31 protein-coding genes are annotated in these 25,675 nt (G+C 68.5%); 7 read left to right on the top strand and 24 right to left on the bottom strand.

What is annotated here, in order from left to right; genetic code table 11:
- The first annotated feature begins 18 nt into the window (after positions 1-18).
- A complete protein-coding gene (locus tag AC3WR5_RS28345; RefSeq protein WP_492488838.1) occupies positions 19-1,032 on the top strand; it encodes an aldo/keto reductase in 1,014 nt (337 codons plus the stop codon).
- Between the two features lie 169 nt (positions 1,033-1,201).
- Here AC3WR5_RS28345 and AC3WR5_RS28350 read toward each other — a convergent pair whose 3' ends face one another.
- On the bottom strand, positions 1,202-2,284 hold the full coding sequence (locus tag AC3WR5_RS28350; RefSeq protein ID WP_492488840.1) for a DNA glycosylase AlkZ-like family protein: 1,083 nt from the start codon (positions 2,282-2,284) through the stop codon (positions 1,202-1,204).
- 65 nt (positions 2,285-2,349) lie between these two features.
- Here AC3WR5_RS28350 and purT point away from each other — a divergent pair, with 65 nt between their 5' ends.
- From purT to AC3WR5_RS28365, 3 genes are all read left to right on the top strand, one after another.
- Positions 2,350-3,552, top strand: coding sequence for a formate-dependent phosphoribosylglycinamide formyltransferase (purT, locus tag AC3WR5_RS28355; RefSeq protein ID WP_492488842.1), 1,203 nt, complete (start codon positions 2,350-2,352; stop codon positions 3,550-3,552).
- Positions 3,553-3,666: 114 nt separating this feature from the next.
- A complete protein-coding gene (locus tag AC3WR5_RS28360) occupies positions 3,667-4,635 on the top strand; it encodes a chemotaxis protein CheX (RefSeq protein ID WP_141289720.1) in 969 nt (322 codons plus the stop codon).
- A 51-nt stretch (positions 4,636-4,686) separates the two neighbouring features.
- On the top strand, positions 4,687-5,058 hold the full coding sequence (locus tag AC3WR5_RS28365) for a response regulator (protein ID WP_141289719.1): 372 nt from the start codon (positions 4,687-4,689) through the stop codon (positions 5,056-5,058).
- 74 nt (positions 5,059-5,132) lie between these two features.
- On the opposite strand, the gene metK is transcribed toward AC3WR5_RS28365, so the two are convergent.
- On the bottom strand, positions 5,133-6,314 hold the full coding sequence (metK, locus tag AC3WR5_RS28370) for a methionine adenosyltransferase (RefSeq protein ID WP_492488845.1): 1,182 nt from the start codon (positions 6,312-6,314) through the stop codon (positions 5,133-5,135).
- 194 nt (positions 6,315-6,508) lie between these two features.
- On the opposite strand from metK, the gene AC3WR5_RS28375 reads away from it, so the two are divergent.
- Positions 6,509-7,378 (top strand): lysophospholipid acyltransferase family protein, encoded by an 870-nt coding sequence (locus AC3WR5_RS28375; RefSeq protein WP_492488846.1) that lies wholly within the window; start codon positions 6,509-6,511, stop codon positions 7,376-7,378.
- A 112-nt stretch (positions 7,379-7,490) separates the two neighbouring features.
- The gene (locus tag AC3WR5_RS28380; RefSeq protein WP_492488848.1) at positions 7,491-8,423 is read left to right on the top strand and encodes a lysophospholipid acyltransferase family protein; all 933 of its coding nucleotides are present in this window, start codon (positions 7,491-7,493) and stop codon (positions 8,421-8,423) included.
- On the opposite strand, the gene AC3WR5_RS28385 is transcribed toward AC3WR5_RS28380, so the two are convergent.
- From AC3WR5_RS28385 to flgB, 12 genes are read right to left on the bottom strand one after another with little or no spacing between them, the layout of a single operon-like run.
- Positions 8,424-9,503 (bottom strand): hypothetical protein, encoded by a 1,080-nt coding sequence (locus AC3WR5_RS28385; protein ID WP_492488849.1) that lies wholly within the window; start codon positions 9,501-9,503, stop codon positions 8,424-8,426.
- A 28-nt stretch (positions 9,504-9,531) separates the two neighbouring features.
- Positions 9,532-10,443 (bottom strand): flagellar hook-associated protein FlgL, encoded by a 912-nt coding sequence (flgL, locus tag AC3WR5_RS28390; RefSeq protein ID WP_141287871.1) that lies wholly within the window; start codon positions 10,441-10,443, stop codon positions 9,532-9,534.
- Between the two features lie 19 nt (positions 10,444-10,462).
- A complete protein-coding gene (gene flgK, locus AC3WR5_RS28395; protein ID WP_492488851.1) occupies positions 10,463-11,839 on the bottom strand; it encodes a flagellar hook-associated protein FlgK in 1,377 nt (458 codons plus the stop codon).
- A 43-nt stretch (positions 11,840-11,882) separates the two neighbouring features.
- Positions 11,883-12,254 carry a rod-binding protein gene (locus AC3WR5_RS28400; protein WP_492488853.1) on the bottom strand — a complete coding sequence of 124 codons (372 nt, stop codon included), beginning with the start codon at positions 12,252-12,254 and terminating at the stop codon, positions 11,883-11,885.
- Entirely contained in the window at positions 12,254-13,384 is a 1,131-nt protein-coding gene (locus AC3WR5_RS28405; protein WP_492488854.1) for a flagellar basal body P-ring protein FlgI, read from the bottom strand. The genes AC3WR5_RS28400 and AC3WR5_RS28405 overlap by 1 nt, the downstream gene beginning before the upstream one ends.
- A gap of 14 nt (positions 13,385-13,398) precedes the next feature.
- Positions 13,399-14,067 (bottom strand): flagellar basal body L-ring protein FlgH, encoded by a 669-nt coding sequence (flgH, locus tag AC3WR5_RS28410; protein WP_492488855.1) that lies wholly within the window; start codon positions 14,065-14,067, stop codon positions 13,399-13,401.
- Between the two features lies 1 nt (position 14,068).
- Positions 14,069-14,857 carry a flagellar basal-body rod protein FlgG gene (flgG, locus tag AC3WR5_RS28415; RefSeq protein WP_492488857.1) on the bottom strand — a complete coding sequence of 263 codons (789 nt, stop codon included), beginning with the start codon at positions 14,855-14,857 and terminating at the stop codon, positions 14,069-14,071.
- A gap of 34 nt (positions 14,858-14,891) precedes the next feature.
- Positions 14,892-15,617 carry a flagellar basal body rod protein FlgF gene (locus tag AC3WR5_RS28420; RefSeq protein WP_141287866.1) on the bottom strand — a complete coding sequence of 242 codons (726 nt, stop codon included), beginning with the start codon at positions 15,615-15,617 and terminating at the stop codon, positions 14,892-14,894.
- 10 nt (positions 15,618-15,627) lie between these two features.
- Positions 15,628-16,815 carry a flagellar hook protein FlgE gene (locus AC3WR5_RS28425; protein WP_141287865.1) on the bottom strand — a complete coding sequence of 396 codons (1,188 nt, stop codon included), beginning with the start codon at positions 16,813-16,815 and terminating at the stop codon, positions 15,628-15,630.
- Between the two features lie 22 nt (positions 16,816-16,837).
- The gene (locus tag AC3WR5_RS28430; RefSeq protein ID WP_492488859.1) at positions 16,838-17,491 is read right to left on the bottom strand and encodes a flagellar hook capping FlgD N-terminal domain-containing protein; all 654 of its coding nucleotides are present in this window, start codon (positions 17,489-17,491) and stop codon (positions 16,838-16,840) included.
- A gap of 2 nt (positions 17,492-17,493) precedes the next feature.
- The gene (gene flgC / locus AC3WR5_RS28435; protein ID WP_141287863.1) at positions 17,494-17,904 is read right to left on the bottom strand and encodes a flagellar basal body rod protein FlgC; all 411 of its coding nucleotides are present in this window, start codon (positions 17,902-17,904) and stop codon (positions 17,494-17,496) included.
- 1 nt (position 17,905) lies between these two features.
- Positions 17,906-18,268 (bottom strand): flagellar basal body rod protein FlgB, encoded by a 363-nt coding sequence (gene flgB / locus AC3WR5_RS28440; protein ID WP_141287862.1) that lies wholly within the window; start codon positions 18,266-18,268, stop codon positions 17,906-17,908.
- On the opposite strand from flgB, the gene flgA reads away from it, so the two are divergent.
- Entirely contained in the window at positions 18,267-19,016 is a 750-nt protein-coding gene (gene flgA / locus AC3WR5_RS28445) for a flagellar basal body P-ring formation chaperone FlgA (RefSeq protein WP_492488861.1), read from the top strand. The genes flgB and flgA overlap by 2 nt on opposite strands.
- Here the strand turns inward: flgA and AC3WR5_RS28450 are convergent.
- From AC3WR5_RS28450 to fliS, 10 genes are read right to left on the bottom strand one after another with little or no spacing between them, the layout of a single operon-like run.
- On the bottom strand, positions 19,001-19,768 hold the full coding sequence (locus tag AC3WR5_RS28450) for a glycoside hydrolase family 73 protein (protein ID WP_492488862.1): 768 nt from the start codon (positions 19,766-19,768) through the stop codon (positions 19,001-19,003). The two genes, flgA and AC3WR5_RS28450, sit on opposite strands and share 16 nt — an antisense overlap.
- A complete protein-coding gene (gene flgN / locus AC3WR5_RS28455) occupies positions 19,755-20,198 on the bottom strand; it encodes a flagellar export chaperone FlgN (RefSeq protein WP_231010079.1) in 444 nt (147 codons plus the stop codon). Before flgN ends, AC3WR5_RS28450 begins: the two co-directional genes overlap by 14 nt.
- Before the next feature lie 7 nt (positions 20,199-20,205).
- Complete coding sequence (flgM, locus tag AC3WR5_RS28460) at positions 20,206-20,496, bottom strand: flagellar biosynthesis anti-sigma factor FlgM (RefSeq protein ID WP_492488863.1); 291 nt, start codon at positions 20,494-20,496, stop codon at positions 20,206-20,208.
- Between the two features lie 31 nt (positions 20,497-20,527).
- On the bottom strand, positions 20,528-21,616 hold the full coding sequence (locus tag AC3WR5_RS28465; RefSeq protein ID WP_492488865.1) for a flagellar motor protein MotB: 1,089 nt from the start codon (positions 21,614-21,616) through the stop codon (positions 20,528-20,530).
- Positions 21,603-22,520 carry a flagellar motor stator protein MotA gene (gene motA / locus AC3WR5_RS28470; RefSeq protein WP_141290326.1) on the bottom strand — a complete coding sequence of 306 codons (918 nt, stop codon included), beginning with the start codon at positions 22,518-22,520 and terminating at the stop codon, positions 21,603-21,605. The genes AC3WR5_RS28465 and motA overlap by 14 nt, the downstream gene beginning before the upstream one ends.
- A gap of 38 nt (positions 22,521-22,558) precedes the next feature.
- A complete protein-coding gene (locus AC3WR5_RS28475; protein WP_141290325.1) occupies positions 22,559-23,296 on the bottom strand; it encodes a FliA/WhiG family RNA polymerase sigma factor in 738 nt (245 codons plus the stop codon).
- Positions 23,297-23,298: 2 nt separating this feature from the next.
- Entirely contained in the window at positions 23,299-23,748 is a 450-nt protein-coding gene (locus AC3WR5_RS28480) for a flagellar basal body-associated FliL family protein (protein WP_141290324.1), read from the bottom strand.
- A 5-nt stretch (positions 23,749-23,753) separates the two neighbouring features.
- On the bottom strand, positions 23,754-24,935 hold the full coding sequence (locus AC3WR5_RS28485) for a flagellar hook-length control protein FliK (protein ID WP_492488868.1): 1,182 nt from the start codon (positions 24,933-24,935) through the stop codon (positions 23,754-23,756).
- Positions 24,932-25,282 (bottom strand): hypothetical protein, encoded by a 351-nt coding sequence (locus AC3WR5_RS28490; RefSeq protein WP_231010082.1) that lies wholly within the window; start codon positions 25,280-25,282, stop codon positions 24,932-24,934. The genes AC3WR5_RS28485 and AC3WR5_RS28490 overlap by 4 nt, the downstream gene beginning before the upstream one ends.
- Positions 25,275-25,661, bottom strand: a complete 387-nt coding sequence (gene fliS, locus AC3WR5_RS28495) for a flagellar export chaperone FliS (protein WP_492488870.1) — start codon at positions 25,659-25,661, stop codon at positions 25,275-25,277. Before fliS ends, AC3WR5_RS28490 begins: the two co-directional genes overlap by 8 nt.
- Positions 25,662-25,675: the final 14 nt, after the last annotated feature.

Here is a 25,675-nt window from a genome sequence, read left to right on the forward strand (position 1 = left end):
TCACAAGGAGAGACTGTCATGACCACCACCAAGACAAGCGCCGCACTGCCGCGCCGCCGCCTGGGCACCCAGGGCCCGCAGGTCTCGGCCATCGGCCTGGGCTGCATGGGCATGTCCGACTTCTACGGCCCGCGGGACGACGCCCAGTCCCTGGCCGTGCTGCACCACGCGCTGGACATCGGCCTGAATTTCTTCGACACCGCCGACATGTACGGCGTGGGCCGCAACGAGCAGCTCATCTCGCAGGTGCTGGCCAAGCGCCGCAGCGAAGTCGTGATCGCCACCAAGTTCGGCAACGTGCGTGCGCCGGACGGCACGCTGCTGGGCATCGACGGCAGCGCGGCCTACGTGCGCAAGGCCTGCGACGCCAGCCTGCAGCGCCTGGGCGTCGAGCAGATCGACCTCTACTATCAGCATCGGGTCGACAAGAAGGTGCCGATCGAGGAGACCGTCGGTGCGATGGCCGAACTGGTCAAGGCCGGCAAGGTCAAGCACCTGGGCCTGTCCGAAGCCTCGGCCGCAACCATCCGCCGCGCCGCCGCGGTGCACCCGATTGCCGCGGTGCAGACCGAGTATTCGCTGTGGAGCCGCGACGTCGAAGATGAAGTGCTGCCCACCTGCCGCGAACTGGGCATTGCGCTGGTCCCCTACAGCCCGCTGGGCCGTGGTTTCCTGACCGGTGCGATCCGCAGCACCGACCAGCTGGCGGCCGACGACTGGCGCCGCGCCAACCCGCGCTTCCAGGCCGCCAACCTCGACGCCAACCTGGCGCTGGCCAACGCGCTGGGCATGCTGGCCCGCGACCATGGCCACACGCCGGCCCAACTGGCGCTGGCCTGGCTGCTGGACCAGGGTGACGACATCGTGCCCATCCCTGGCACCCGCAGCAGCACCAGGCTGGACGAAAACGCCGCGGCCACGCGCATCACGCTGGATCCGGCGCTGCGCGAGCAACTGATGGCCGTGCTGGCCGAACACCCGGTTTCGGGCACCCGCTACCCGGAAGCAGCCATGGCCAACGTGAACGTCTAGAGAAGCTGCGAACGAATCACTCGAACCCGCCTGGGCCGCCAAAACGCGCCCACTCGTCGTTGCAAATGCTCGCTGTAGCCCGAGCTACAGCTGTGCTTTGCGCCTAGATTGGGCCCGTTTTGACAACCCCTTCGGGCCCGATCGATTCATTCACAGCTTCTGAGGGCTCTCAGCCCAGGTCGAGGAAGCTGTGCATGCGCTGCAGCTCCTCGTCCAGCGCCTGGCTGAACGCGGCGCTGCGCGGGCGTTTCTCCACGAAACCGAGGTCCGGCACCAGCCGGCCGTCGCTCACCTTCAGGTTGGCCCAGCCGATCACCTGCTCGCGCCACAGCAGCGGCAGCGCGTAGTGGCCGCGCAGGCGTTTGGCCGCGGGGGTGTAGGCCTCGAAGCGGTAGGCCCAGCCCCAGAAATGCTCGAAGCGCGGCCGGTCCCAGACCACCGGGTCGAACGGCGCCAGCAGCCACACGGCTTCGGGCACCTGATGGCGCTTCGAAGCCGGTTTTTCGTCGGCCGGCCAGAACCATTGCACGCCGTCCACCTCGGCACTGGCCAGCCGCTCGCGGGCGCGGTGCAGCGCCTCGGCCCGGTGCGCGCGCCACTGCGGCACGCCGCCGCCGAGGAAACGCGTGAGCTGCGCCAGCGTGGTGGCCGGCAGCGGCGCGTACTTGTTGACCACCAGGTCGATCAGCGTGTCGAAGGCCACGTCCCGGTCCACCGGGGCCGCCGCGGCTTCGCGCACCGCGTACAGCCGCGTGCCGCCCTCGCGCCGTGCCACGCGCAGCATGCCGCGGTAGTGCATGCCGTCCAGCAATTCGGTGCTGGCGTTGGACGAGCCGCCGAACCAGTTGGTCACCTTGCCGTGGGCGAAATGCGCGTCCACCTCGCGCGGGTGCACCACGCCGCGTTCGCGCACATAGGCCAGCACGTCCGCGGCCTGCGCCCAGCGCTCGGGCGCCCACTCGTGCCTGGCCTCGCGCGGGTGCATCAGCGCCTGCGTGTCGCGGTGCACATAGCCGTAGTTGACGAAGAAGTCTTCCTCGTACGGCAGCCTGGTGTAGCGCCGGTCCAGGTCGCCGGCGCGGTAGTCCAGCACGCGGTGGCGCAGCGTCAGGTCCTGTGCGCGGGCCGGCGCGCGCAGCGGGTCGGCTTGCACAAAGCCCAGGCGCTGCAGTGCGCGGGGCAGGGTGGTGGGCTTGAAAAGGCTGCGGGCAATCGCGTAGCGGCGCAGGTCGTCCAGGGTCAGGGCAGGCATGGTCAGGATGATGCCGCAGCGGCGACAATGCCGGCCTCATCGAAATACCGAGATTGACCTCCGCCATGACCACCCTTGGAACCCCGCTGTCCCCTTCCGCCACCCGTGTGATGCTGCTTGGCTCGGGGGAACTGGGCAAGGAGGTGCTGATCGCGCTGCAGCGCCTGGGCGTCGAGACCATCGCGGTCGACCGCTACGACAACGCGCCCGGCCAGCAGGTGGCGCACCATGCGCGCACCATCACGATGAGCGACCCGGTCCAGCTGCGCGCGCTGATCGAAGCCGAGAAGCCGGACCTGGTCGTGCCCGAGATCGAGGCCATTGCCACGCCGGTGCTGGAAGCGCTGGAGGCCGAAGGCAAGGTTCGTTGCATCCCCACTGCCCGCGCCGCCCGGCTGACGATGGACCGCGAAGGCATCCGCCGCCTGGCCGCCGAAACCCTGGGCCTGCCGACCAGCCCGTACAAGTTCTGCGATTCGCTGGCTGAACTGCAAGCGGCCATCGATGCGGGCATTGGCTACCCCTGCATCGTCAAGCCGGTGATGAGCAGCTCAGGCAAGGGCCAGAGCAAGATCGACGGTCCGGCCGATGTGCAGAAGGCCTGGGACTACGCAATGGCTGGCGGCCGCGTTGGCCCGGGCCGGGTCATCGTCGAAGGCTTCATTGACTTCGACTACGAGATCACGCAGCTTACCGTCCGTGCGGTGGGTGAAAGCGGCCAGGTCGAAACCTTCTTCTGCGACCCGATCGGCCACGTGCAGGTCAGCGGCGACTACGTGGAGAGCTGGCAGCCGCACCCGATGTCGCCCGCCGCGCTGGCCGAGTCGCGCCGCGTCGCCAAGACCGTCACCGACAACCTGGGCGGCCAGGGCTTGTTCGGCGTGGAGCTGTTCGTCAAGGGCGACCAGGTCTGGTTCAGCGAAGTCAGCCCGCGCCCGCACGACACCGGCATGGTCACGATGATCACCCAGTGGCAGAACGAATTCGAACTTCACGCCCGCGCCATCCTCGGCCTGCCGGTGGACACCTCGCTGAAGAGCCCCGGCGCCAGCGCCGTGATCTACGGCGGCGTCGATGCCACGGGCATCGTCTTCGACGGCGTGGCCGACGCCATGCGCGTCCCGAACAGCGAGATCCGCCTGTTCGGCAAGCCCGAGAGCTTCGTCAAGCGCCGCATGGGCGTGGCCCTGGTGCACGACGCGGACGTGGAAACCGCCCGCACCCAGGCCAAGCTGGCCGCCAGCAAGGTCAAGCCGCGCAAGGCTTGAAGTCAATGGTGGCCAGGGCCTCCAGCCCGGCGCCGACCTGCCGATAAGCATGCATGAAGCGACCGGCTCGTGTGGGCTGGTCGTCTTGTTCACGCCTGGGTTTCGGAGGATGCTGTGACTGAGACCACCAATCTCGCCGCCAAGGTACTGCTGCTGGAGCATGACGCCAAGCAGTACCAATGCCTGATGGATTTTTGCGAGCGCATGGGCTTGATGGCCATGCCGCGCAGTGCGCCGGACGCGCTGGCCACCTTGTCGCAGCACAAGGACCTGGGCGGCGTGATGCTGGCCGAGGACTTGCCGCTGGAGGGCATGGACAGCCTGGCGCTGGCCTGCAGCATCCACAAGTTGCGGCCGGAGCTGCCGATCTTCCTGCGCCGCACCAGCAACCAGCCGCTGAGCGAGGAGCAGGAAATTGCGATTCGCCATCCGTGGACGACCGGCGACCTGGCGCAGCTGCAGTCCTGCGTCGAGCGCAGCATCTTCAGCCTGCGCTACCCGACCGAGCTGGTGAACGGTGTGGTCGAGCTGACCTGCTCGGCGATGCGTTCGATGTTCCCGCATGCGACGGTGAAGGCCGAGTCGCCCTACGTGGTGCACGACCGCATCATCTTCGGCCAGGTGTCGACGCTGATTCCGCTGGAGAGCACCTGGTGCCGCGGCTACATGATGCTGCAGACGGAAGAGGGGGCGTTGCGCCAGGGCCTGATGCAGGGCATGGGTTACGAAGGCGTCGGTGGCGACCTGAATTTCCGCGAACTCAATCACCTGCTGGGCGAGACGACCAACCTGATCTGGGGCGCGTTCAAGAACCGCTACATCCCGCCCAAGGCCTTTGCCAACCAGCAGAGCCAGGTGCCCATCGTGATCAACCACGAGCACAAGTACATCTCGTTCGGCTCTCAGGACCCGCAGCTATGCGTGCGCTACCAGCTTTCGGACCCGCGCCGCCCCGGCCTGCCACCGCTGACCATCGTGCAGCGCCTGATCTTCAACCTGCACTGGTCGCCCGAGGAGTTCGCGGTGTTTGCCGACGCTTCCAGCGGCAGCAGCGCAGCCACTGGTGAGCTCGAATTGTTTTGATCGCGCGCCATCCGATGTCTCATTCCCAAAGACCTCAAAGAGGAGACCGCCATGGCCCACGTTCTGGTGGTTGATGACTCCAACACGATGCGGGAGATCGTTGCCGGTTTCCTGAGCAAGAACGGCTTCGAGGTGGCGGTGGCGACCGATGGCCGCGATGGCCTGGTGCAGCTGAACAAGGACCCCGGCATCCGGCTGGTGGTCAGCGACATCAACATGCCCAACATGGACGGCCTGACCATGGCCGAGAAGATCCGCACCGAGCTTTGCAACAAGGACGTGCGCATCGTGATGCTGACGACCGAGGACAACCCGGCGATGCGCACGCGCGCGAAGGCCATCGGCATCAACGGCTGGATCGTCAAACCCTTCCGCGGCGACGCGGTGCTGGGACCGTTTCGCAAGCTTTGCGGAATGGGCTGAACCCGCCATTCAGCCACGAAAAAAAGGCCGCCGCCGGGATTCCGGTGGCGGCCTTTGTCTTTGGCGCTGGGCGTTTACAAGCCGGCTGCTGCGCGCAGTGCGGCAGCGCGATCCGTGCGCTCCCACGTGAACTCAGGCTCCTCCCGCCCGAAGTGGCCGTAGGCCGCGGTCTTCGAGTAGATGGGCTTGAGCAGGTCCAGCATCTGGATGATGCCCTTGGGGCGCAGGTCGAACAGCTCATTGACCAGCTTGGCGATCTGCTCGTCGGGGATCAGGCCTGTGCCTTCGGTGTAGACCGTGACGTTCATCGGGCGGGCCACGCCGATCGCGTAAGCCACCTGGATCTGGCACTGGCGGGCCAGGCCGGCGGCCACGATGTTCTTGGCCACGTAGCGTGCGGCGTAGGCGGCCGAGCGGTCGACCTTGGTCGGGTCCTTGCCGGAGAAGGCGCCACCGCCGTGCGGGCAGGCGCCGCCGTAGGTGTCGACGATGATCTTGCGGCCGGTCAGGCCGCAGTCGCCCTGCGGGCCGCCGATGACGAAGCGGCCTGTCGGGTTGATCAGGTACTTGGTCTCGGCGGTGAACCATTCGGCCGGCAGCACCGGCTTGATGATCTCTTCGCGCACCGCCTCGTAGAACTCGGGCTTCATCTTGTCGCCCAGGCTCATCTCGGGCGCGTGCTGGGTCGACAGCACGACGGTGTCGATGGACACCGGCTTGCCGTCCACGTAGCGCAGCGTGACCTGGCTCTTGGCGTCCGGCCGCAGGAAAGGCAGGCGGCCGTCCTTGCGCAGCTGGGCCTGGCGCTCGACCAGGCGGTGCGCGTAGTAGATCGGCGCGGGCATCAGCTCGGGTGTTTCGTCGCAGGCGTAGCCGAACATCAGGCCCTGGTCGCCGGCGCCGATGTTCAGGTAGTCGTCGCTGGCGCGGTCCACGCCCTGGGCGATGTCGTTGCTCTGCTTGTCGTAGGCCACCAGCACCGCGCAGCCCTTGTAGTCGATGCCGTATTCGGTGTTGTCGTAGCCGATGCGCTTGATCGTGTCGCGCGCGACCTGGATGTAATCCACGTTGGCCTGCGTGGTGATTTCACCGGCCAGCACCACCAGGCCGGTGTTGCACAGCGTTTCGGCCGCCACGCGGGACAGCGGGTCCTGCGCGAAGATGGCGTCGAGGATCGCATCGGAGATCTGGTCGGCGACCTTGTCGGGGTGACCTTCCGAAACGGATTCGGAGGTGAAGAGATAATCGTTCGCCACTGGCGGTTCTCCGGTTGCTGTGTCGATGACGCGTTGGCAGCTCGGCAACCTGAGAGAGCGGCGAACGCTTTAGCGGCATTTGGCAGGCGATTCTGGAGAGAATCGGCCCGGCGCCATCGGTCGAAAACCTGGCGCATCGCCCCGCAAGTTGTCCTGTTAACTCGGCGATGGGGCCGATCTTATCCGAAGCTTTGATGTTCTTGTTGCGAGGTATTTCGCGCTTGCCGCTCGCTTGGGTGCAATCCCTGGGCGCGGTGCTGGGCTGGCTGGCATGGGCGCTGTCGCCGTCCTACCGCCGCCGCCTGCTGGCCAACGCCGCGCTGGCCGGGCTCACGCCAGCCCAGGCCCGGCGCTCGGCGCTGCAGGCTGGCCGCATGTCGGCCGAGGCGCCCTGGCTGTGGTTCCGGGATGCTGGCCGTTCGCTGGCGCCCTACCTGGTCTGGGACGGGGCCGAGCAGGTGGACGCTGCGCTGGCCGCCGGCCGTGGCTTGCTATTGCTCACCCCGCACCTGGGTGGTTTCGAGTTTGCAGCGCGCGGCTATGCCGAACGCTGGGGCGCGCAGCAGCCCATCACCGCGCTGTACCGGCCGTCCAGGAAAGCCAGCCTGGCGGCCTTGCAGGTGCACTCGCGCAACGCGCCCGGCATGCGCGTTGCGCCGGCCTCGCTGGCCGGCGTGCGGCAGATGCTGCGGGCCCTGAAAAAAGGCGAGACGGTCGGCCTGTTGCCCGACCAGGTGCCACCCAAGGGGCAGGGCGCCTGGGCCGCGTTTTTCGGCCGACCCGCCTACACCATGACGCTGGCCCCGCGGCTGGCGATGCAGACCGGCTGCACGGTGCTGCTCACCTGGTGCGACCGCCTGCCCGGCGGGCGTGGCTTCCGGCTCTGCTACCGTCCGCTGCCCGCGCCCCTGCCGGTGCCCACGGGTGACGCCGAAGCCGACGACCTCGCCGTGACCACCGCGATGAACCAGGCCATGGAATGGGTCATCTCGCAGTGCCCGGAGCAATACATCTGGGGCTACAACCGCTACAAGAATCCGCGCAAGCCGGAAGGGCAGGCATGAACCAGACGATGCCGTTGACCGAAGCCGGGCGGGCCGAGCGCCGGGCCGCCCCAAGCCGGCCCGCAGTCCCCTCGGGGGACCGGCAGAGGTACACCTCGGCCGAGGGGCTGGCATGAGCAGCAAACGACACAAGACCGGCTGGCGCGCGAAGTTCTCGCACGGCGGCGCCCGCGTGCTGATCTTCGGCCTGTGGCTGCTGCACTGGTTCCCTACGCCGGTGCTGGCGTTTTTCGGCGAGGTGCTGGGGCGGCTGCTGTGGCCGCTGCTGAAGTCGCGCCGGCGCATCGTCCGCACCAACCTGCGGCTGTGCTTTCCGGAAAAGAGCGAGGCGGAGCGCGAACAACTCGGCCGTGAGCACTTCGTGTTCCTGGTGCGCAGCCTGCTGGAGCGCTGCGTGCTGTGGTTCGGCAGCGAGGCGCGCGTGCGGCGGCTGGTGCATGTGGAGGGCGACATCCAGTTGGCCGAGCGCACCGGCGCGCCCATCATGTGGCTGCTGCCGCACTTCGTCGGTATGGACTACGCAGCCCCGGCGCTGACGCTGTTCCAGTCGCGCCCCGCGATCAACATCTACCAGCGCCAGAGCAACCCGGTGCTGGACGCGCGGCTGCACAAGTCGCGTGCGCGCTTCGGCAATGCGCGGCTGATCGAGCGCCGCAGCGGCATCCGGCCCATCGTGCGGGCCATCCAGGACGGGGCCGGTTTCGTCAACCTGCCGGACATGGACTTCGGCCGCTTCGCCGAGAAGGACGCCGTCTTCGTGCCCTTCTTCGGCGTGCAGACCGCCACGCTGGCCTCGCCAGCTCGCATGGTGCAGTCGATGAAGATGCGGGTGCAGCCCATGGTCATCACGATGCTGCCGCGCGGCCGCGGCTACAAGGTGTCGTTCCAGGACCCGCCGCCGGGTTTCGACGACCCGGATCCGGTGGTCGCCACGGCAGCCTTCAACCGTTGGCTGGAAGCCCGCATCCGCGAGCAGCCTGCGCAGTATTACTGGGTGCACCGCCGCTTCAAGACCCGGCCGCCGGGTGAGCCGCGGCTGTACTGATCAGGACAGCAGCTTGTCGACGCGGTCGCGCTGCAGCGCGTGCACGGCGGGCAGCAGTTCGCGCCAGCTGGCATAGGCGGGCGCTGCGGCCAATTTGTCGGCCGTGGCCTGCGCGCGATCCTGGGCTGCGGCCAGGGACTCGGCGCTCGAAGTGTCCGCAGCGGCTTGCAGGTCCGCCAGTTCGCTGCGTGTTTCGTGGCTGCGTTCGCGCATCAGGCGCTCGGCGCCCAGCACGGCATGCAAGGCCTCGCGCTGGCTGGTTGCGTCGCCCAGTTGCCAGCGGGCCGGCTGCATCGCTTCGGGCTGGGCTTCCAGCCGCGGGCGGGTGGGTTGGCCGGCCGGAAAGCGCTGGCCGCCGCCGCGCAAGCTGAGCCCGTCGCGCACTGCGGGCCACTGGGCTTCGGGCACCGAGAGTTGCACCGAACCGTCTTCGCTGTTCAGTGTGGCCTTGAGGTCGGCTGGCGCCAGTGCTTCGTTGAGCTGGCGCAGCGCGCTGTCCGGGTCGGCCGGCTGGCCGCTGGCATTGCCCAGCACCACGGTGATGGCCTGGCGTTGGCCGGGCACGTTCAGGCTCAGCGTTTCGCGCGCGGGGCTGGTGAGCGAGGCCTGGTCCAGGCCGCGCATCTGGAAACTTTGGCGCGCAGCACCCGGTTCGGTGCGCTGGCCTTGCGCGTCCAGCGTGCCGGCGGTGGCGCTGCTGCGCTGCTGCCAGAGCTGGCCGATCTGGTCACGCTGGGCCAGCAGCGTGCTGCTGGCCGGCAGCTTCAGCGCGATGGCCTGGCTCAGGCCCTGCTTGAACTCGCCCAGCGCCTGGCCGAGCCGGCCGAGGTAGTCGGCCGTCTGCTGTGTGGCGGCCACCTGTTGCTGCTGGCCGGGCACCCAGGCTTGCAACGCGCTGGTGCGCAGCGCGGGACTGGCCTTGGCTGCCGGCGAGGGCCTGGGGGCCGCGGTGAATTCGGCGGACGGCATGGCCGTCGCGGCACCGGTCCGGCCCGCTGCGTTGGCCGAAGACGAAGAAGGCGTGCCAGCCGGCGAGGTCGGCCGCAGCAGGGTCGACGGGTCCAGGGAAAGCGTCTGCATAGGCCGTCAGTCTGGCGGATTCACGGCATCACATTGCGTTGAACAAGGACAGTTCACTGACCTTGGCGTAGGCTTTCTGGGTCGCCTGCACCGCCGTGGTGTAGCCATTGAGCAGCACCGCCGCCTGGTTGTAGTCCAGCTGGCCCAGCGTCAATGCGGCCTGCTGGTTGGACAGGCTGATGCTGGCGTGGCCGCCGTCCAGCGTGTCCAGCATGTTCTGCGCGCCGCCCAGCTTGGAAATGCGTGCGCTGACCGAATTCATCGCGCTGTCCAGGCTGGTCAGCCCGGTCTTCAGCGTGGCCTGCACGGTCGCGTCGTTGACGTTCACGCCCGGTGTGCTGAGCGTCTGGATCATCAGGTCCAGCTGGTTCAGCAGCCCGGCGGACTCCGGCAACACGACGTTGGCCGCCTGCGTCACGCCATTGCCCACGACCACCTGCTGCAGCGCGCCGTTGCCGGTGTAGCTGTAGCGGCTGCCGGCGGCGGCGCTGCTGTTCAGCGTCACGGTGGCCGTGCCGGTGGCCGTGCCGGAGAACAGGTAGCGGCCTTCCTGGTCGCGGCTGTTGCTGGTGTCGTACAGGCTGTCGCGCAGGGCGGTCAGCGAGCTGGCCATCGCGGCCACGTCGTCGGTGGTGTTGCTGCCGTTGGTGGCCCACAGCAGCAGGTCGCGCGCCTGCTGCATGTCGTCGGTCATGCTGGTCAGCTGGGCCTCGTTGTTCGACAGCCGCGACTTCAGCGCCGAGATGTTGCTGCGGTACTGCGTCAGCGCGGCGTCCTCGCGCGTCAGGCGCGACAGCCGCACGCTGGTCACCGGGTCGTCCGAAGGCAGCTGCACGCGCGCGCCGGTGGACATCTGCTCCATGATGTGTTCGAGCCGCTCGTTGGCCCGCTGCAGGGCCGTGTTCATCGTCGTGTGGTACTGGGTGCTGGCAATGCGCATGGTGTGGTCTCCCGGGGGCTCAGAGCATTTGCAGCAGGCTGTCGAACAAGTCGTTGGCCACGGCGACCACCTTCATGTTGGCCTGGTACATCTGCTGGTACTGCATCAGGTTGATGGCTTCCTCGTCCTCGTTGACGCCGCTGGTGGCCTTCCAGTTGGCATCGGCCTGGTCGCGCACGGTCTGCGCGGTGTCCATCGCCGTCTGGTTGGACTGGCTGGCCATGCCCACGCGGCCGACCAGCTGGGTGTACACATCGCCCAGCAGCACATTGCCCAGCGAGCTGATGGCGACCGGCTGCTGCTTGAGCGCGATCAAGGCCTGCAGCTGGTCGCTGTTGCCCGGCTCGGTGGCACTGCCGGAAAGGCCCAGGTCTGCGGCCTGCAGCGTGGGGTCCACGCTCAGCATCGCGGTGCTGCTGGTCGGGTCGAAGCTGAACATCGGCTTGCCGGCCGCACCGCTCATCGTGTAGCCGGCGCTCAGCACGCTGTTGACGCCGTCGGCCAGGCCCTTGGCCATGTCCTGCAGCGACTGCACCATGGGCTTGAGCTGCTGGCTTTCGAAGTCCGCCAGGCCGCCCAGCTCGCCGCCCATCTGCGTGGAGTTGACGCCAAAGCTTTCGCTGGCGAACTTCAGCGCCATGACCTGGCTGCCGTCGGGTTGGGTCGTCAGCGTCAGCGCCGAATTCAGCTGGCCGACCACCAGCGGCTGGCCGCCGGCCAGCGAGACATTGGCGCTGCCGTCGGGCTGCGTCACCACCTGCAAGCCGACCAGCGAGGACAGGCTGTCGATCTTCTGGTCGCGCTGGTCGATCAGGCCGGAAGCGTTCACGCCATCGGCCTGGGCCGCGGCAATGCGCTTGTTCAGGCCGGCAATGTCGGCCGCCTGGCTGTTGACCTGCGTCACCAGGTCCTGGCGCTGCTGGCTCACCGCGGCCTGCTGGCTGGACAGCGTCTGGCGCAGGCTGTTGAAACGCTGCGCCAGCGCCTGGGCCGCGCCGATCACGCCATCCCGCAAGGGCGTGGACGTGGGCTCCACGCTGGCGGCGTTCAGCGACGCGAAGAAGTTGTCCAGCCCGGTGGCGATGCTGGCGTCGTCGTTGCCCATCACCTGCTCCATCTGGGTCAGGTAGGGCTGGGCCACGCTGTGCTGGCCGAGCTGGGTGTTGGACTGCCAGAGCTGCAGGTTCTTGTAGCTGTCGCTGAAGCGGAACAGCGAAGGCGAGGCCACGCCGTCACCCGCTGCAGCCACGCCGCTGCGCGACGGTTGCACCGAGCGCAGCAGCACGCCCTGGCGGGTGTAGCCAGCCGTCATCACGTTGGCGATGTTCTGGCTGGTGGTGTTCAGCGCGACCTGCGCCGCCTGGGCGCCTGACAGGGCGTTGGTGATGAGCGTCATGACGGCGTGGCGTGAAGAGAAGGAGGGAAGCCGGCCCCGGAGTTCAGGGCTTGTCCTCAGAAGAGGCGACCGGTGGCAGTGCGGACTTAAATGACGAGGCAGCCGACGGCATCACCTGCCGCAGCATCAGGTCGGCAATGCCAAACGCGCCCTGAGTGGCCAGCTGGTCGGCCACCATCGTGTCGGCCATGTCCAGCATGTCCTCGCCGCTGCGCTGGGTCTCCTTCTCGTCGCTCAGCACGCGGCTGCTGCGCCGCATGTCGTGCAGCATCTGGCCAATGAAGTGGCTTTCGAACTGTTGCGCGGCCTGCTTCGCAGCGGCCTGCATCGGGTCCGGGCGGGCGGGCTTGACGGCCTCGGTGAAGCTGTCCGGCAGCGCCAGGTCCGTCGTGGGGTGGATCGGCAGCATGGGCATCAGATCACCTCCAGTTCGCCGTCCAGCGCGCCGGCCTGGTCCAGAGCCTGCAGGATGGACATGATGTCGTCGGGCGTCGCACCGGTGGCGTTCACCGCGTCGATGATGGCCTGCAGGTTGGCGCCGGGCGCCCACTTGAACATGTGCGACTGGCCCTGGTCCACGCTGACACGCGAGTTCGGCGTCACCTGCGTCTGGCCCTGGCCAAAGGCATTGGGCTGGCTGACCTGCGAGCTTTCGGAGATCACCACCTTCAGCGAGCCGTGCGAGACGGCCGCCGGCCGCACGCGCACGCCGTCGGTGATCACCACGGTGCCGGTGCGCGAGTTGAAGATCACCTTGGGCCGGGCCAGGCCGGACTCGATGGTCATCGCCTCCAGCTGCGCGACAAAGGCCACGCGCTGGGTCGGGTTCATCGGCGCCTGGACCTCCACGCTGGTGCCGTCGCGCGCGGTGGCAATCGCGCCCCAGCGCTTGTTGATCGCGTCGACGATGTTGGTCGCGGTCTGGAAGTGTGGCCGGCGCAGGCTCAGGCGCACGCTGGGGTTCTGGTCGAAATCGGACTCGATCTCGCGCTCGATGCTGGCGCCGTTCGGGATGCGGCCGGCCGTGGGCGTGTTGATCGTGACGCTGGAGCCGCTGGCGCCCTGCGCCGTCATGCCGCCCACCACCACGTTGCCCTGGCTGATCGCGTAGACCTCGCCATTGGCCGCACGCAGGGGCGTGAGCAGCAGCACGCCGCCACGCAGGCTCTTGGCGTCACCCAGAGAGGCGACGGTCACGTCGATGGTCTGTCCCTTGCGGTAGCCCGGTGGGAAGCTGGCGCTGATCATCACCGTGGCCACGTTTTTGGACTTCGCGTCCACGTTGTCCGGCAGCTTCACGCCAAACTGCTTGAGCATGTTGTTGACCGACTGGCCGGCGTACTTCACCTGCGTGCTGTCGCCGCTGCCGTTCAGGCCCACCACCAGGCCGTAGCCCAGCAGCTGGTTCTCGCGCTGGCCCTCGATGCTGACCAACTGGCGCAGCGGCTGGCCGGCCGGCTCGGCGGCGGTGCGTGTCGCGGCATGGGCGCCGGCCAGCAAGAGGCTGGTCAGCAGGGGGGCGAAGATCCAACGCAAAGCGGTCATGGGTGATCTCTTTTTTAGAACGGCATCCAGGGGCTGGCGAAGAAGCGCGAGAGCCAGCCTGCGTTGTTGGTGTCGGCCAGCGCGCCGCTGCCGGCGTAGGCAATGCGGGCCTCGGCCAGGCGCTGCGACGAAACGCGGTTGTCCGGCGTGATGTCGGCAGCGCGCACATAGCCGCTCAACCGGATCATTTCCTCGCCCTGATTGAGGTACAGGCTTTTCTCGCCCTGCACGCGCAGCAGGCCGTTGGACATGACCTCGTGCACGATCACCGTGATGGCGCCCTGCAGGGCGTTCTGCTGGGTGCTCGCGGCGTTGCCGGCGAAGTTGTTCTGGCTGCTCAGGCCGATGTCCGTCTTGAGCGCCTTGCCAGCCAGCGTGGCCGGCGAGATCGACACATCGCTGTTCTTGCCGAAGCTGGTGTTGGCCTTCTTGCTGGCCTGCGTGGTTTCGTCCAGCAGCACGGTCAGCACATCGCCGGCATGGAAGCTGCGCACGTCGGAGGTCAGCGACCAGCCGTTGTCGGCCACGAACACGCCCCCCGAGCTGCCGCGGCGCGGCGCCTGCTGCACCAGCGGCAGCGGCGATGGCGGCGTCAGCTCCGGCGCCTTGGGCGGCTCGATGCCGGCGCAGCCGACCAGCAGCGCCGCGCCTGCCATCAGCCCTGCAAGAACAAGCGCACGCATCTCAGCGCACCGCCTGCGCCAGGGACTGCAGCATGTTGTCGGCCGCAGACAGCACCTTGGTGTTCATCTCGTAGCTGCGCTGCGCCGCGATCATGTCCACCATCTCTTCGACTACCTGCACGTTCGAGCCTTCCAGCGCGCCCTGCTTGAGCTTGCCGAATGCGTCGGTGCCGGGGTTGCCGGTGGTCGGCGTGCCGCTGGCGGCGGTTTCCTGGAACAGGTTTTCGCCGCGTGCCATCAGGCCGGCCGGGTTGATGAAACCGGCCAGCTGCAGCTGGCCGAGTTCGGTCGGTGCGGTGCTGCCGCTCACGGTCGCGGTCACCAGGCCGGACTCGGAGATGGACACCGCGGTGGCCGTGGCGGGAATCGTGATCTCGGGCTGCAGCGACAGGCCTTGCGAATTCACCAGCTTGCCTTCTGCATTGACCTGCAGCTGGCCGGCGCGGGTGTAGCCGGTCTCGCCATTGGGCATCGCGACCTGCAGGAAACCGTTGCCGACGATGGCCACGTCCAGGCTCTGGCCGGTGGTCTGCAGGTTGCCGTTGGTGAACACCTTCTGCGTGCCGACCACGCGCGTGCCGGTGCCCAGCATGGTGCCGACCGGCGAGGTCGTGCCCTCGGCCTTCTGGGCGCCGGGCTGGCTGTCGACCTGGTAGAACAGGTCTTCCAGCATCACCCGGTCGCGCTTGAAGCCGACGGTGTTGACGTTGGCGAGGTTGTTGGCAATGGCCTGCAGCTTGGCGTCTTGCGCCTGCACACCGGTCTTGCTGATCCACATGGCGGGATTCATAGGGAACTCCTGTTTGAATTGAGGAACCTGAGGTTCAGTCGCGGATCAGCCGGTTGCCGCTGTCGGCCATGCTGTCGGCGGCGTGGAACAGCTTCATCTGGATCTCGAAGTCGCGGTTCAGCGTCATCGTCGCGACCATTTCCTCGACCGCGCCGACGTTGCTGCCTTCGACGAAGCCGCCGTGCACGCGCACGCTGTCGTCGCTCTCCAGCGTGTCGCCGCGGCGCGAGACGATCAGCCCGGCTTCGTTCTTGACCACGTCCTTGGCCTCGGGCTTGACCAGCTTGAGCTTGTCGACCACCTGCATGGCCTCTTCGCCCGCCGGCTGGATGGAGATCGAGCCGTCGCTGGCGATCTCCAGCTTGCGGTACGGCGGCAGCACGATGGGGCCGCCTTCGCCCATCACCGGCCGGCCATTGACCGTCAGCGCGCCGTCCTCGGCCAGCTGCAGCTGGCCGGCCCGCGTGTAGGCCTCGCTGGCCCCGTACTGCACCGTCAGGTAGCCGCCGCCCTGCAGGGCCACGTCCAGGTCGCGCCCGGTCGGCTTGGCCGTGCCTTCGCGGGCCGACACGCCATTGGCCTGCAGCTTGTTCAGGTGGCGCGCGTCGTAGCCGAAGCCGCTCACCGTCTGGCTGGTGGCCAGTTCCATGTCGGCCTGGAAACCGGAGGTGTCCAGGTTGGCCAGGTTGTTGGCGTGCACCTGCTGGGCCCGCAGTGCGCGTTCGGCACCGCTCATCGCGGTGTAGATCAGGGCGTCCATGCGGCTTGCCTCAGACGGCCTGGAACAGCGCCTGCATCATCTCGCTCTCGGCGGAGATGACCTTGGTGTTGGCCTGGTAGTTGCGCTGGGCCGACATCAGGTTGACCAGCTCGCCGGTCATGTCCACGTTGGACTGCTCCAGCGCGCCCACCGTCAGCGAGCCCGCCATGCCGGTGCCCGGGGCGTAGTACAGCGCCTGGCCCGAGGCCTGCGAGGCCGTCCAGCTGGTATCGCTGGTGGGGGTCAGGCCGTCTTCGCTGGGGAAGGTGGCCAGCGCCAGCTTGGCGATGGTCTGCTTCTGGCCGTTGCTGTACTGGGCCAGCACCGAGCCGTCGTCGGAGATCGTCGTGCCGGTCAGCGTGCCGGAGGCATAGCCGTCGGCGGCGTTGACGCTGTTGGTCGCTTCGCCGGCGTACAGCGTGGTGCCGGTGTAGTCCACGTCGATGCTGAGCGCGCTGGCGCCGTCCGGCGTGCCCAGTGCCAGGGTCACCGCGCCGGCCGGCGCGGTCAGCACGCCGTTGGTGCTGAAGCTCAGCGTGTTGGTCGTGCCCAGGTCGTTGCCGTCCATCGTGTAGTGCACGTCCACCGCGTTGCTGCCGGACTTCACGAAGTACTGCGTCATGGTGTGCTGGGTGCCCAGCGAGTCGTAGACCACCGAGACCATCGAGCTGTTGAAGGTCTGCGCGTCGGTCTTGTCGAAAGGCGTCAGCGTCGGCGTGGTCCAGTCCTTCGACATGTTGGCCACGTACGAAAGCTTGCTGCTGGCCTTGGCGGCGATCTGGCCGCTGGGCACGCTGATGTCGCCCATGGCACCCAGCGCGGTCGAGCCCGGCGTCACCGCGTAGCCCTGGACCTTGCGGCCGCTGGCGTCGACCAGCATGCCGGTCTTGTCGACCACGAAGTTGCCGACGCGGCTGTAGCTCATCAGGCCGGTGCTGTCGCGCAGTGCGAAGAAGCCGCGGCCCTGGATGGCGGCGTCCAGCGAACGGCCGGTGGACAGCGTGCTGCCGCCGGTGCCGATGCTTTGCGTCAGCGAGCCGATCTCGGCGCCGGTGGGGCTGGAGCCGGCCACCATCGCGCTGAAGTTGGCACGGCTGGACTTGAAGCCGTAGGTGCCGGAGTTGGCGATGTTGTTGCTGATGCTGTCGAGCTGGGTGTTGACAGCATTGATGCCGGACAGGGCGATTTCGAAGCTCATGGTCGGGACTCCTTCAGGACGTTCAGGACTTGCCGTTGAATTGGGAAATGTTGCCGGGCGAGACTTCGCCCAGGTGGCTGACGGTCAGCGTCATGCCGGCGGTGGACAGGCGGATGTTCTGGATCCGTCCGGTCACCGCGACAGCCGGCGTCGCGCCGCTGGTGGTCTTCACCGCGATGTCGTAGGTGCCGGCCGGCAGGCCCAGCGCGACCGGGTCCAGCGTCAGCGAGACCTCGCCAATGCCTTTGCTGCCCAGGTCCACGTTGTGCTTCACACCGTCGGCGCCGGTCAGCACCACCGTCGCGTTGTTCTCGGCGCTGGCAAGCGTGAATTTCGCCGGCACCGTGCCGGAGGCGTCCAGCTGCACGTGGTCGGTCACCACGTCCACGCTGTTGCCGACCTGGTTGCCCAGTGCCAGCGTCTGCAGGCTGTCCAGCAGCGTGTTGGTGGCGGCACTCTGGCTGCTCAGCGACTGCAGCGACTCCATCTGGCTCAGCTGCGTCAGCTGGTTCACGAAGTCGCTCGGGTCGTTCGGCTCCAGCGGGTTCTGGTTCTGGATCTGCGCCACCAGCAAGGTGGTGAACAGGTCGGTGCCGCTGCCGTTGGCGCTGACCAGGGCGTTGGACAGCGCGCTGGTGCCGGTGCTTTGCGTTTGCGTCGTGAGGGTGGTGCTCATGCTCAAGCCTCCCCAAGCCGCAACACCGACTGCTGCATAGACCGCACCCGGCCCAGCACTTCGACGTTGGTCTCGAAGGCCCGCGAGGCGGCCATCATGTCGGTCATTTCGGCGACCGGGTTCACGTTCGGATAAAACACTTTGCCCTCCTCGTTGGCCATGGGGTTCTCGGGTTCGTAGGCTTCGCGCAGCGGCTCGGTGCTGCTGACGACGTCCAGCACCTGCACGCGGGCACCGGCGCCGCTGTCGCGGCCCATCACGGCTGCGAAGACTGGCTTGCGGGCGTGGTAGGCGTCGGTCGCGTTGCTGGCGGCGGACTGGGCGTTGGCCAAGTTGCTGGCGACGGTGTTGAGCCGCACGGTCTGGGCGGTCATGGCCGAGCCGGCGATGCGGGTGATGTCGTGGAATGGCATGTCACTGTCCTGCGATGGCCTTGGCGAGGCCTTTGAGCTGCATGTTCAGAAAGGTCAGGCTGACCTGGAAGTCGCTGGCGTTCTGAGAGAATTCGGCCTGTTCCACGCCCAGCTCCACGGTGTTGCCGTCGGCCGAGGGGTGGTTGGGCACCCGGTATTTCGCCGAGCCGTCGCTGTCCAGCGACAGGCCGCTGGCCTCGTCGGCGGTGGCGCTCTGCAAGGCCGCGCCGAAGTCCAGGTCGCGGGCCTGGTAGCCGGGGGTGCTTTCGTTGGCCAGGTTGGCGGCCAGGACCTGTGTCCGTTCGGCGCGCAAGCGCAGCGCCTCGGGGTGTGTGCCCAGGGCCTTGGTGAAGTCGATGCTCATGCGATTCCTTTGTTCAGGACGACGGTCAAACGTAAAGTGGGGGCTGGCCTGCCTGCCGCTGCTGCTGTCTGCGGCCCAGGCGACGGAGCCGCTGGCTGCGCGCGTGGCGGCGGCAGCGCGCCAGGCGGTGATCGAGCAGGCCGAGCGCGACGGGCTGCAGGGCGTGGAAGTCGAGGCCGAACTCGCGGCGCTGCCGAGCACGCCGCCGAGCTGCGCGGAGCCGCGCATCGAGCCGGTGGACCTGCGCCAGCCGGCGCACATGCGCTTCGTGCTGGTCTGCCCTGGTGTCGGCGCCCGGCAGCTGGTGAACGTGCGGGCCACGCTGTCGGCCGAGGTCGGCGTGGCGCTGGTGGCACTGAATGCGAACCAGCCGATTGCCGAGCGCGACGTGGCGCTGGAGCGGCGCGACATCAGCACGCTGCCCGATGCCAGCTCGGACCTGGCCGAGCTGGTCGGCATGAGCCCGCGCCGTGCGCTGCGTGCCGGCCAGGTGCTGCAGAAACGAATGCTGTCGGCGCCGCTGCTGGTGCGGCGCGGCGAGTCTGTGCGCATCGTCGCGCGCAGCGGGCCGGTGGAAGTGACCAATGCCGGCGAGGCGATGGACCCGGGTCGTCTGAACGAGACCGTGCGCGTGCGCAACAGCCGCACCGGCCGCATCCTGCGCGCCCGCATCACCGGTGCCGGTGAAGTGGTGCCTGTGGAGATGGACAGCAACAACATGGCGGCGCCCGATCAGTCCCGCGACTGACGGATCTGGCCCGCCACGCGCGCCAGCTTGGTCGCGTAGGCCGGGTCGGTGGCATAGCCGCCGCGCACCAGGCCCTGGCCATAGGCCAGCGCGTCATGGCCGGTGTTCAGCGCGCCCTGGTAGCGCGGCGCCTTCAGCAGCAGTTGCGTCAGGTCCTTGAACGAGGCCGAAGGGTCGTCGTAGGCCCGAAAGCGCGCCACCTCGGAGACGGCTTCGCCATCCGCGTATTCGGTGGTGGTGTTGTCGCCGCTGGCGCCCTGCCAGGCCTTGCCGGCCTTCAGGCCGAACAGGTTGTGGCTGTCGGTGCCCTGCGCGTCGCGCAGCGGCCGCTGGCCCCAGCCAGACTCCAGCGCGGCCTGCGCCGCCAGCACATGCGGCGACACGCCCAGCCGCGCGCCGGCCTCGGCGGCCAGCGGGGCCACCTGTTCGAGAAAGGCCTGTTGCGGGCCGGTCAACGCGCCTGCGGGTGCATCGGTGGGTGCGTCGGGGTTGCCGGCCGGCGAGCGCATGCCGTTCAGCGTGGCCAGGCGGGCCCGGGCTTCGGCATTCAAGGTGCTGGCACCGCCAAAGGCTTCGCCGCTGTCGCCCTGCTCGATGAACTGCTGCACGTCCTGGCGCAGCGAGCGGCCGAGCTCGTTGTAGACCGCGCCGAAGCCAGCGGGGCTGGTGGCGCCCAGCGCTGCAGTCGGCTGCGTGGCCGCCGTCGGTGCGGTGGCCGGGGTGGCGGTGGTGAACGGGTCAGGCAGGCGCATAAAGGTCACTGTCGGGTTCGAGCACACGTTGCATCAGCTCGTGCTGCTGGGTCAGCAGCGCGCAGTTGCGCAGGTTGGCGTCCTTGCAGGCACGCACCAGGTCTTCGAGCGCGGTCCACCAGGCCGTGCCGGTCGCCTGCAGCGACGGGCCGAGGCCTTGCAGCACCTGGTCCATGCCGGCGTCCTGGCCGACCAGCCGCTCGACCAACGCGGTGCGCCGGGCGCGGCGTTTCTGCATGCGCTCCACGCAGACGACGATGTCGGCTGCCAGTGCCGGCAGCGGCTTGGGGTCATGCTTGAGCAGCGCGTCGAACTGCAGGTTCAGCAGCACCTGCAGCTGGCGCGCCTCCTGCAAGTCGCTGCGCAGGTCCTGCAGCAGCAGCGCAGTCGCCTGGCGGCTGTTGTTGGCGCGGGCTTGGACGTGGCTCATGGCGGGTTCAGCCGCGGCCGTTGTGGAAGCGCTGCACCAGGCCGGCCAGCCGGTCGGCATCGAACTTGATCTCGCCGCGGGCCAGCGCGTCGCGCAGCTCGGCGACGCGGGCGCCGTCGATCTCCGGCATCGCGTCCAGCGCCTGCATGGCGGGCGCCAGCGCGTCGGACTGCAGCGGCGCGGCCGTGTCGGCGGCGGCGCTGGCGCCAACCGGGGCCGCAGGGCTCACCGGTTCGGCGGCAGCCGGCGCAGCGGCGCCGGTCAAGGGGTCCAGTGTGGTTCGGCCGGTGATTCGCATGCGGGCACCTCGGGTAGGTTTCGTTTGCATCTCAGCGCTCCGCGAGCGTCGAGGCTTGTTGGGTCAGCTGATGGCGCGCCTTGGCGTTTTCGGCAACGGTGGCTTTCAGCGGCAAGGCTTCGGCGGCCGGCAGGCGCGTCGGGTGCAGGCCCATCTTCGAAATCGCCGCCGCGCCGTTGGCCGAAGGCGCGGCCTGGCTGACCACCATGTCGGCGCCTTCGGCCAGCGGCTGGACCTGGCCGGGCATGCCGAAGGCGGCAGCCAGCGCACGGGCCTGGGCCGTGCTCAGCACCACCAGTTCAATGCGACGGTTCACGGCGGCGCGCGGGTCTTCGATCTTCATCGGCGCGCGGTCGGCCATGCCGATGACCTGCAGCACGCTGGCCGCCGGCATGCCGCCGTAGGTCAGGCTGAGACGGGCGGCCATTGCGCGCTGGTTGGACAGCGTCCAGTTCGAGAACGCCGCGGCGTCGGTGTTGGCATAGGCCGTCGCGTCGGTGTGGCCCAGCACCAGCAGCTGGTTGTCGATCTCGGCGAACAGCGGGCCCATCTGGGTCAGCAGCTTGCGGAACCTGGTGTTGGGCACCGCACTGCCGCGGGCGAACATGCCTTCGCCGTCGGTGTCGTGCAGCAGCACGCGCAGGCCCTGCGGCGTGACTTCGGTCTTCAGGTGGCTTTCCAGGCCGGCGTCTTCGGCCAGGCCGGAGAGCTTGCGGGCCAGCAACTGCATGTCTTCCGGGCCGTCCATGTGCTTGCGTTGCAGCGGGTGGGCCTGGTCGGTCTGGCCGTTGCCCTGGTTGGGGCCACGGGCCGCGTTGGTACCGCCCTGGCCGGGCACCGGCTCGCGGGTGATCAGGCTGCCGAACTGGCTGCCCTTCAGGTCCGGGATGTGGCCCTGGCTGCCTTCGTCGATGGGCGTGCCCATGACGGACAGCAGGTTCTGCTCGGCCGCTTCCTTGTCGCGCGAGGCCAGCAGCCACAGCACCAGGAACAGGCACAGCAGCGCGAGGCAGAAGTCGGCAAACGCCACCTTCCACGCGCCGCCGTGGGCCTCGTCATGGCCCTTGGCCGAGACGCGCTTGACGACGGTCTCGCCGTGATGGGCATCAGGCTTGGGCACGCTTGTCTCCTGCGCGGCGTTGCGGGGTGGCGCCGGCGTCGCCGGCGTCCTGCATCTTGTTGATCCAGCCTTCCAGGCGGGCGAAGCTGGGCTTGATGTTGAGCTGCACCAGGCGGCGGCCGGCGTCGATCGCCAGCAGCGCCGGCTTGCCCGAGACATGCGTGACCAGCACCACCTTGACCGACTCGAAGGCCTGCAGCTCCTCGCTGACCAGCTGCTTCATCATGTTGCTGATCGGGTCCAGTACGCCGTAGCACATGAAGATACCGATGAAGGTACCCACCATCGCGGCGCCGACGCGCACGGCGATCTCGGCAGTGCCTGCGCCCTCGGCCACCACGTTCATGGTCATCACGATGCCCAGCACCGCGGCCAGGATGCCGAAGCCCGGCATCGCCTCCCCGATCTTGGCCAGCGACTTGGCTGGCTGCGCCATCTCTTCGTGGATCGCTTCGATCTCTTGTTCGAGCACACCTTCGAGCTCGTGTGCATTGATCTTGCCCATCGCCATCAAGCGAAAGTTGTCGACGATGAAGTGGAGCAGCTTGGGCTCTTCGAGGATCAGCGGATAACGCTTGAAGAGATCGCTCTCATGCGGGGCTTCAACGTGTGCGTCCAGTGCCTTCAGGCCGCCAGCCGCCGTCTGCAGCAGCTCGTACATCAGCAGCAGCAGCTGGCGCTGGAATTCCTCGCCGGGCTTCTTGCGCATCATCACCTTGCGCACCTGCAGCCACATCTCCGAGAGCACGTGCTTGGGGTTGCCCAGCACGATGGCGCCTGCACCTGCGCCAACGATGATCAGCAGCTCGGTGGGCTGCCAGATCATCTTCATGTCGCCGTCGTGGATCATGTAGCCGCCGAAGACGCAGCCGACGATGATGAGGATGCCGAGGATGGATTGCATGGGGTGGTCTCTTTGGGGGCTAGCGGGTCAGGCGGCGGTCAGGCGGCCAGGTGGCGCTTCATCTTCTGCAGCGCGGCCTTGTTGATCTGGCAGATGCGGGCCTCGGTCAGGTCCAGCACCGCGGCGATTTCCTTCAGGCTCAGCTCGTACTCGTAGTACAGCTGGATCACGCGTTGTTCACGTTCGTCCAGCGCGCTCAGGGCTTGCGCCAGGCTGCGGCGCTGGATCAGGATCTCCTCGGGCGAGCGCTGCGCCGAAGGCAATTCGGCCATCTCGTGCAGCAGTTCGTCGAAGCTGGCCATCTGCTCGGCGTTTTCTGCGGCGAGGTGGGCCTGGTAGGTTTCCGGCGTGAGCTTCAGCACCTTCAGCACTTCGGCCTCGGTCGGCTCGCGGCCCAGGCGGCGCGTCATCTCGCGCAGGCCGTCGCGCAGCTTGTGACTGTCCTGGCGCACGCTGCGCGGGCGCCAGTCCTGGCGGCGCAGTTCGTCGAGGATCGCGCCGCGGATGCGCAGCGAGGCAAAGGCAGCGAACTTCTCGTCCGGCGGGCCGTAGCGGCGCAGTGCTTCCAGCAGCCCCATCAGGCCGATCTGCTGCATGTCGTCGCGGTCCATCGTGGCGCTGAGCTGGGCGCTGAGCTGGCGCACCACGCGCTTGACCAGCGGCGTGTGCGCGATCAGCTCGCGCTGCTCGCGGGCCGGGTCGAGCGCGGCGCGCGCAGCTTCGCCGCCCGCCTCGGCATAGGCCGCCACCTCGAAATGACCCGCGTGCAAGTCCATGGTCATTCGACGATGAGCTTGCCGATCATGGCCTCGGCAAACGGCATCTCCTGATGCTCGGCTGCATAGGCCTCATGGAACGCCTCGTTGAGCGTGCTGGCCAGGGCGTCCACGCCCATCGAGCTGGCCTGGGCGCGGGTGCGCTCCGACAGGGCTTTCACCGCCACGCTGCGCAGCAGCGGCAGGTGGTCCCGGGTCTGCTTCTCGGTCTTGGGCGGCGCCTTGAAGACCAGGTCCACGGCCAGGTAGTGCGAGCCGCTTTCCTGTTCGCCGTTGCGCAGCATCACGATGACCTTGTCCAGCGTGACGTACTTGTAGTCCACCGCTTCGGCCACATGCGCCTTGGCCTCGCCGGCCGACCCATGGTCTTTCAGCTTCCACCAGGCCGCGGCACCGCCAGCGGACAACAGCAGGACGGTGGCGACACCGCCGAGGATCAGTTTCTTGGACATCGCGTTCAGCCTTTGCGCAGACGGAAGGGGGTGGTGACCGTGCCGGTTTCTGCATCGGCCTCGGCCAGTGCGCGGCCGGGGGCCTGCGCTTCATCGGAGGTGGTGCGCTGCGGCTGCTGGCGGCCGGACTGGCCGAAGTCGCTGCCGTTGGCCGCGCCCTGGCTGACCTGCACCCGCACTTCGCCGGCATGGCGCTGCGACAGGTCCTGGCGCAACCCGTCGCTGACCTGGGCCAGCTGGCGCGCCACTTCGGCATGGCTGGCCGACAGCTGCACCTGCAGGCTGCCGCCTTCGTGGCGGATCTGGATGTCGATGTGGCCCAGCTGCGGCGGCGACAGGCGCAGCTGGGCCTGCTCGCTGCGCTGGTCGGCCTGCCAGGCCAGGCGCGGGCCCAGGGCCTCGCGCAGCGGCTGGCGCAAGTCGGCGTCCGGGCCGGCCGGCAGGGCCAGCGAGGTGCTCATTTCCTGGCGGCTCGGTGCCGCGGCCGTGGCGCTGCCGACGCTGGGCAGCGTGGCAGAGGCATCGTCGGCCTCCGCGGCGTCGACCACCGATGCCTGCTGCGCGGGGCTGGCCACGCCGGCCTTGGCGGAGGGCGCCTGCACCGGTGTCGCAGCGACCGGCGTGGCGGCAATGCCTGGCGTTGCCGCCTGCGCGGCCACCGGCGTTGCGGCGGCGTTTGCCGTGGCAGGCTTGCCCAATGCCGCGAGGCCAGCGGCCGCTGGTGCCGGGCGGGGTGTGTTGCCGGCCGGTGCTGGTGCGGTAGAGGTGGCGGCAGCCGTGGCGGCCGAAGCCGAGGCCAGCAAGCTCGCCAGCAGCGGCGACAGCGCGGGCCAGTCGGGTTGCAGCGCGGCGGTGCCGGTGTCGATGGCGTCCTGGCTGTCGTCGGCCGCCGGCTTGGCGGCCTGTGCGGGCAGCTCGGGTGGCGCGACCCGCGAGCTGTCGACCGGCAGCTTGACGTCCGCGCCACCAGTGGGCGTGACCGGCAGCGGCAGCGGCAAGGCTGGGGTCGACGTGTCGGCCACCGCGGCGCGCTGCAGCGTGGCGCCGAAGCCGGCCAGCGGCGTGGCGACCGGCGTGCCGGCGACGGCATCGGCCGTGTTGGCGGCGGGGTTCGCTGGCGTCGCCGGGGCGATGGCGCCGGTGTCTGCCGCGACCTTGACCGAGAGGGTGTTCAAAGCCATGTTCATGTCGATTGCAGCGTTGCGCTCATGCCGGCATAGGCCAGCCAGCCTTCTTTTTGCAGGCCCATCTCGTGGAGCTGGGTGCCCAGCGTGGCCAGCGCCTGTTCGCAGCGGGTGCGGGCGGCCTCGTGGACCTCGCGCAGCTCGGCCAGCGCCCGGCGCTCTGCCGCACTCCATTCACCTTCGCCGGCCAGCGCCGGCAGCGCGCGAGACAGTGCGGCCTCGGCCTGCACCAGCGCCCGCCAGTCGCCGAAGTCCGGCGCCTGGCTGCTCGCCGAAGCGGCGGGCATGGTGCGCTGCAAGGCTTTCTGCAAAGCCTCGCGCAGCTGCTGCAGGCGCTGGGCTCTAGCCATGGTGGGCCTGCACGTCCTGCCAGCCCTGGCGCAGCGTCTGCACCACGCCGCTCACGTCGTCGACCATGGCCGGGTCCAGCGTGATGCCGGCGCGGCACAGCCGGTCGGCGCAGAACTCGTACAGGGCCTGCAGGTTGCCCACGACCTCGCCAGCGCCATCGGTGTCCAGCGCGCTGGACAGCCCGTTGAGGATGCCGATGCACTTGTCCAGGCTCCTGGCCTTCTGCTCGAAGCGCCTGGCCGCGATGTGGGCCCGGGCGCGGGCCAGCTCTTCGAGCAGGCCGTCCATCAGGATCAGCACCAGTTCGACCGGCGAGGCCTGGGCGGTCTGCGCGCCCAGGTTGACGGTCTGGTAGCTTTGATAGGCGTCTTGGTACAAGGGAGTTTTCCTGG

Source organism: Ideonella sp. FW305-24 (genome assembly GCF_058788035.1).

Bases quoted from the DNA above. Each gene is read 5' to 3' on its own strand.
- AC3WR5_RS28345 (WP_492488838.1), top strand. From the start codon at position 19: ATGACCACCACCAAGACAAGCGCCGCACTGCCGCGCCGCCGCCTGGGC.
- AC3WR5_RS28425 (WP_141287865.1), bottom strand. From the start codon at position 16,815: ATGAGCTTCGAAATCGCCCTGTCCGGCATCAATGCTGTCAACACCCAG.
- AC3WR5_RS28375 (WP_492488846.1), top strand. From the start codon at position 6,509: ATGTTCTTGTTGCGAGGTATTTCGCGCTTGCCGCTCGCTTGGGTGCAA.
- AC3WR5_RS28405 (WP_492488854.1), bottom strand. From the start codon at position 13,384: ATGACCGCTTTGCGTTGGATCTTCGCCCCCCTGCTGACCAGCCTCTTG.
- flgA (WP_492488861.1), top strand. From the start codon at position 18,267: ATGCGATTCCTTTGTTCAGGACGACGGTCAAACGTAAAGTGGGGGCTG.
- AC3WR5_RS28380 (WP_492488848.1), top strand. From the start codon at position 7,491: ATGAGCAGCAAACGACACAAGACCGGCTGGCGCGCGAAGTTCTCGCAC.
- AC3WR5_RS28450 (WP_492488862.1), bottom strand. From the start codon at position 19,768: ATGCGCCTGCCTGACCCGTTCACCACCGCCACCCCGGCCACCGCACCG.
- AC3WR5_RS28490 (WP_231010082.1), bottom strand. From the start codon at position 25,282: ATGGCTAGAGCCCAGCGCCTGCAGCAGCTGCGCGAGGCTTTGCAGAAA.
- flgH (WP_492488855.1), bottom strand. From the start codon at position 14,067: ATGCGTGCGCTTGTTCTTGCAGGGCTGATGGCAGGCGCGGCGCTGCTG.
- flgL (WP_141287871.1), bottom strand. From the start codon at position 10,443: ATGCGCATTGCCAGCACCCAGTACCACACGACGATGAACACGGCCCTG.
- flgM (WP_492488863.1), bottom strand. From the start codon at position 20,496: ATGCGAATCACCGGCCGAACCACACTGGACCCCTTGACCGGCGCCGCT.
- purT (WP_492488842.1), top strand. From the start codon at position 2,350: ATGACCACCCTTGGAACCCCGCTGTCCCCTTCCGCCACCCGTGTGATG.
- AC3WR5_RS28480 (WP_141290324.1), bottom strand. From the start codon at position 23,748: ATGTCCAAGAAACTGATCCTCGGCGGTGTCGCCACCGTCCTGCTGTTG.
- flgC (WP_141287863.1), bottom strand. From the start codon at position 17,904: ATGCCATTCCACGACATCACCCGCATCGCCGGCTCGGCCATGACCGCC.
- flgK (WP_492488851.1), bottom strand. From the start codon at position 11,839: ATGACGCTCATCACCAACGCCCTGTCAGGCGCCCAGGCGGCGCAGGTC.
- flgN (WP_231010079.1), bottom strand. From the start codon at position 20,198: ATGAGCCACGTCCAAGCCCGCGCCAACAACAGCCGCCAGGCGACTGCG.
- AC3WR5_RS28420 (WP_141287866.1), bottom strand. From the start codon at position 15,617: ATGGACGCCCTGATCTACACCGCGATGAGCGGTGCCGAACGCGCACTG.
- AC3WR5_RS28365 (WP_141289719.1), top strand. From the start codon at position 4,687: ATGGCCCACGTTCTGGTGGTTGATGACTCCAACACGATGCGGGAGATC.
- motA (WP_141290326.1), bottom strand. From the start codon at position 22,520: ATGCAATCCATCCTCGGCATCCTCATCATCGTCGGCTGCGTCTTCGGC.
- AC3WR5_RS28485 (WP_492488868.1), bottom strand. From the start codon at position 24,935: ATGAACATGGCTTTGAACACCCTCTCGGTCAAGGTCGCGGCAGACACC.
- flgB (WP_141287862.1), bottom strand. From the start codon at position 18,268: ATGAGCATCGACTTCACCAAGGCCCTGGGCACACACCCCGAGGCGCTG.
- AC3WR5_RS28400 (WP_492488853.1), bottom strand. From the start codon at position 12,254: ATGCCCATGCTGCCGATCCACCCCACGACGGACCTGGCGCTGCCGGAC.
- AC3WR5_RS28350 (WP_492488840.1), bottom strand. From the start codon at position 2,284: ATGCCTGCCCTGACCCTGGACGACCTGCGCCGCTACGCGATTGCCCGC.
- AC3WR5_RS28475 (WP_141290325.1), bottom strand. From the start codon at position 23,296: ATGGACTTGCACGCGGGTCATTTCGAGGTGGCGGCCTATGCCGAGGCG.
- flgG (WP_492488857.1), bottom strand. From the start codon at position 14,857: ATGAATCCCGCCATGTGGATCAGCAAGACCGGTGTGCAGGCGCAAGAC.
- AC3WR5_RS28385 (WP_492488849.1), bottom strand. From the start codon at position 9,503: ATGCAGACGCTTTCCCTGGACCCGTCGACCCTGCTGCGGCCGACCTCG.
- AC3WR5_RS28430 (WP_492488859.1), bottom strand. From the start codon at position 17,491: ATGAGCACCACCCTCACGACGCAAACGCAAAGCACCGGCACCAGCGCG.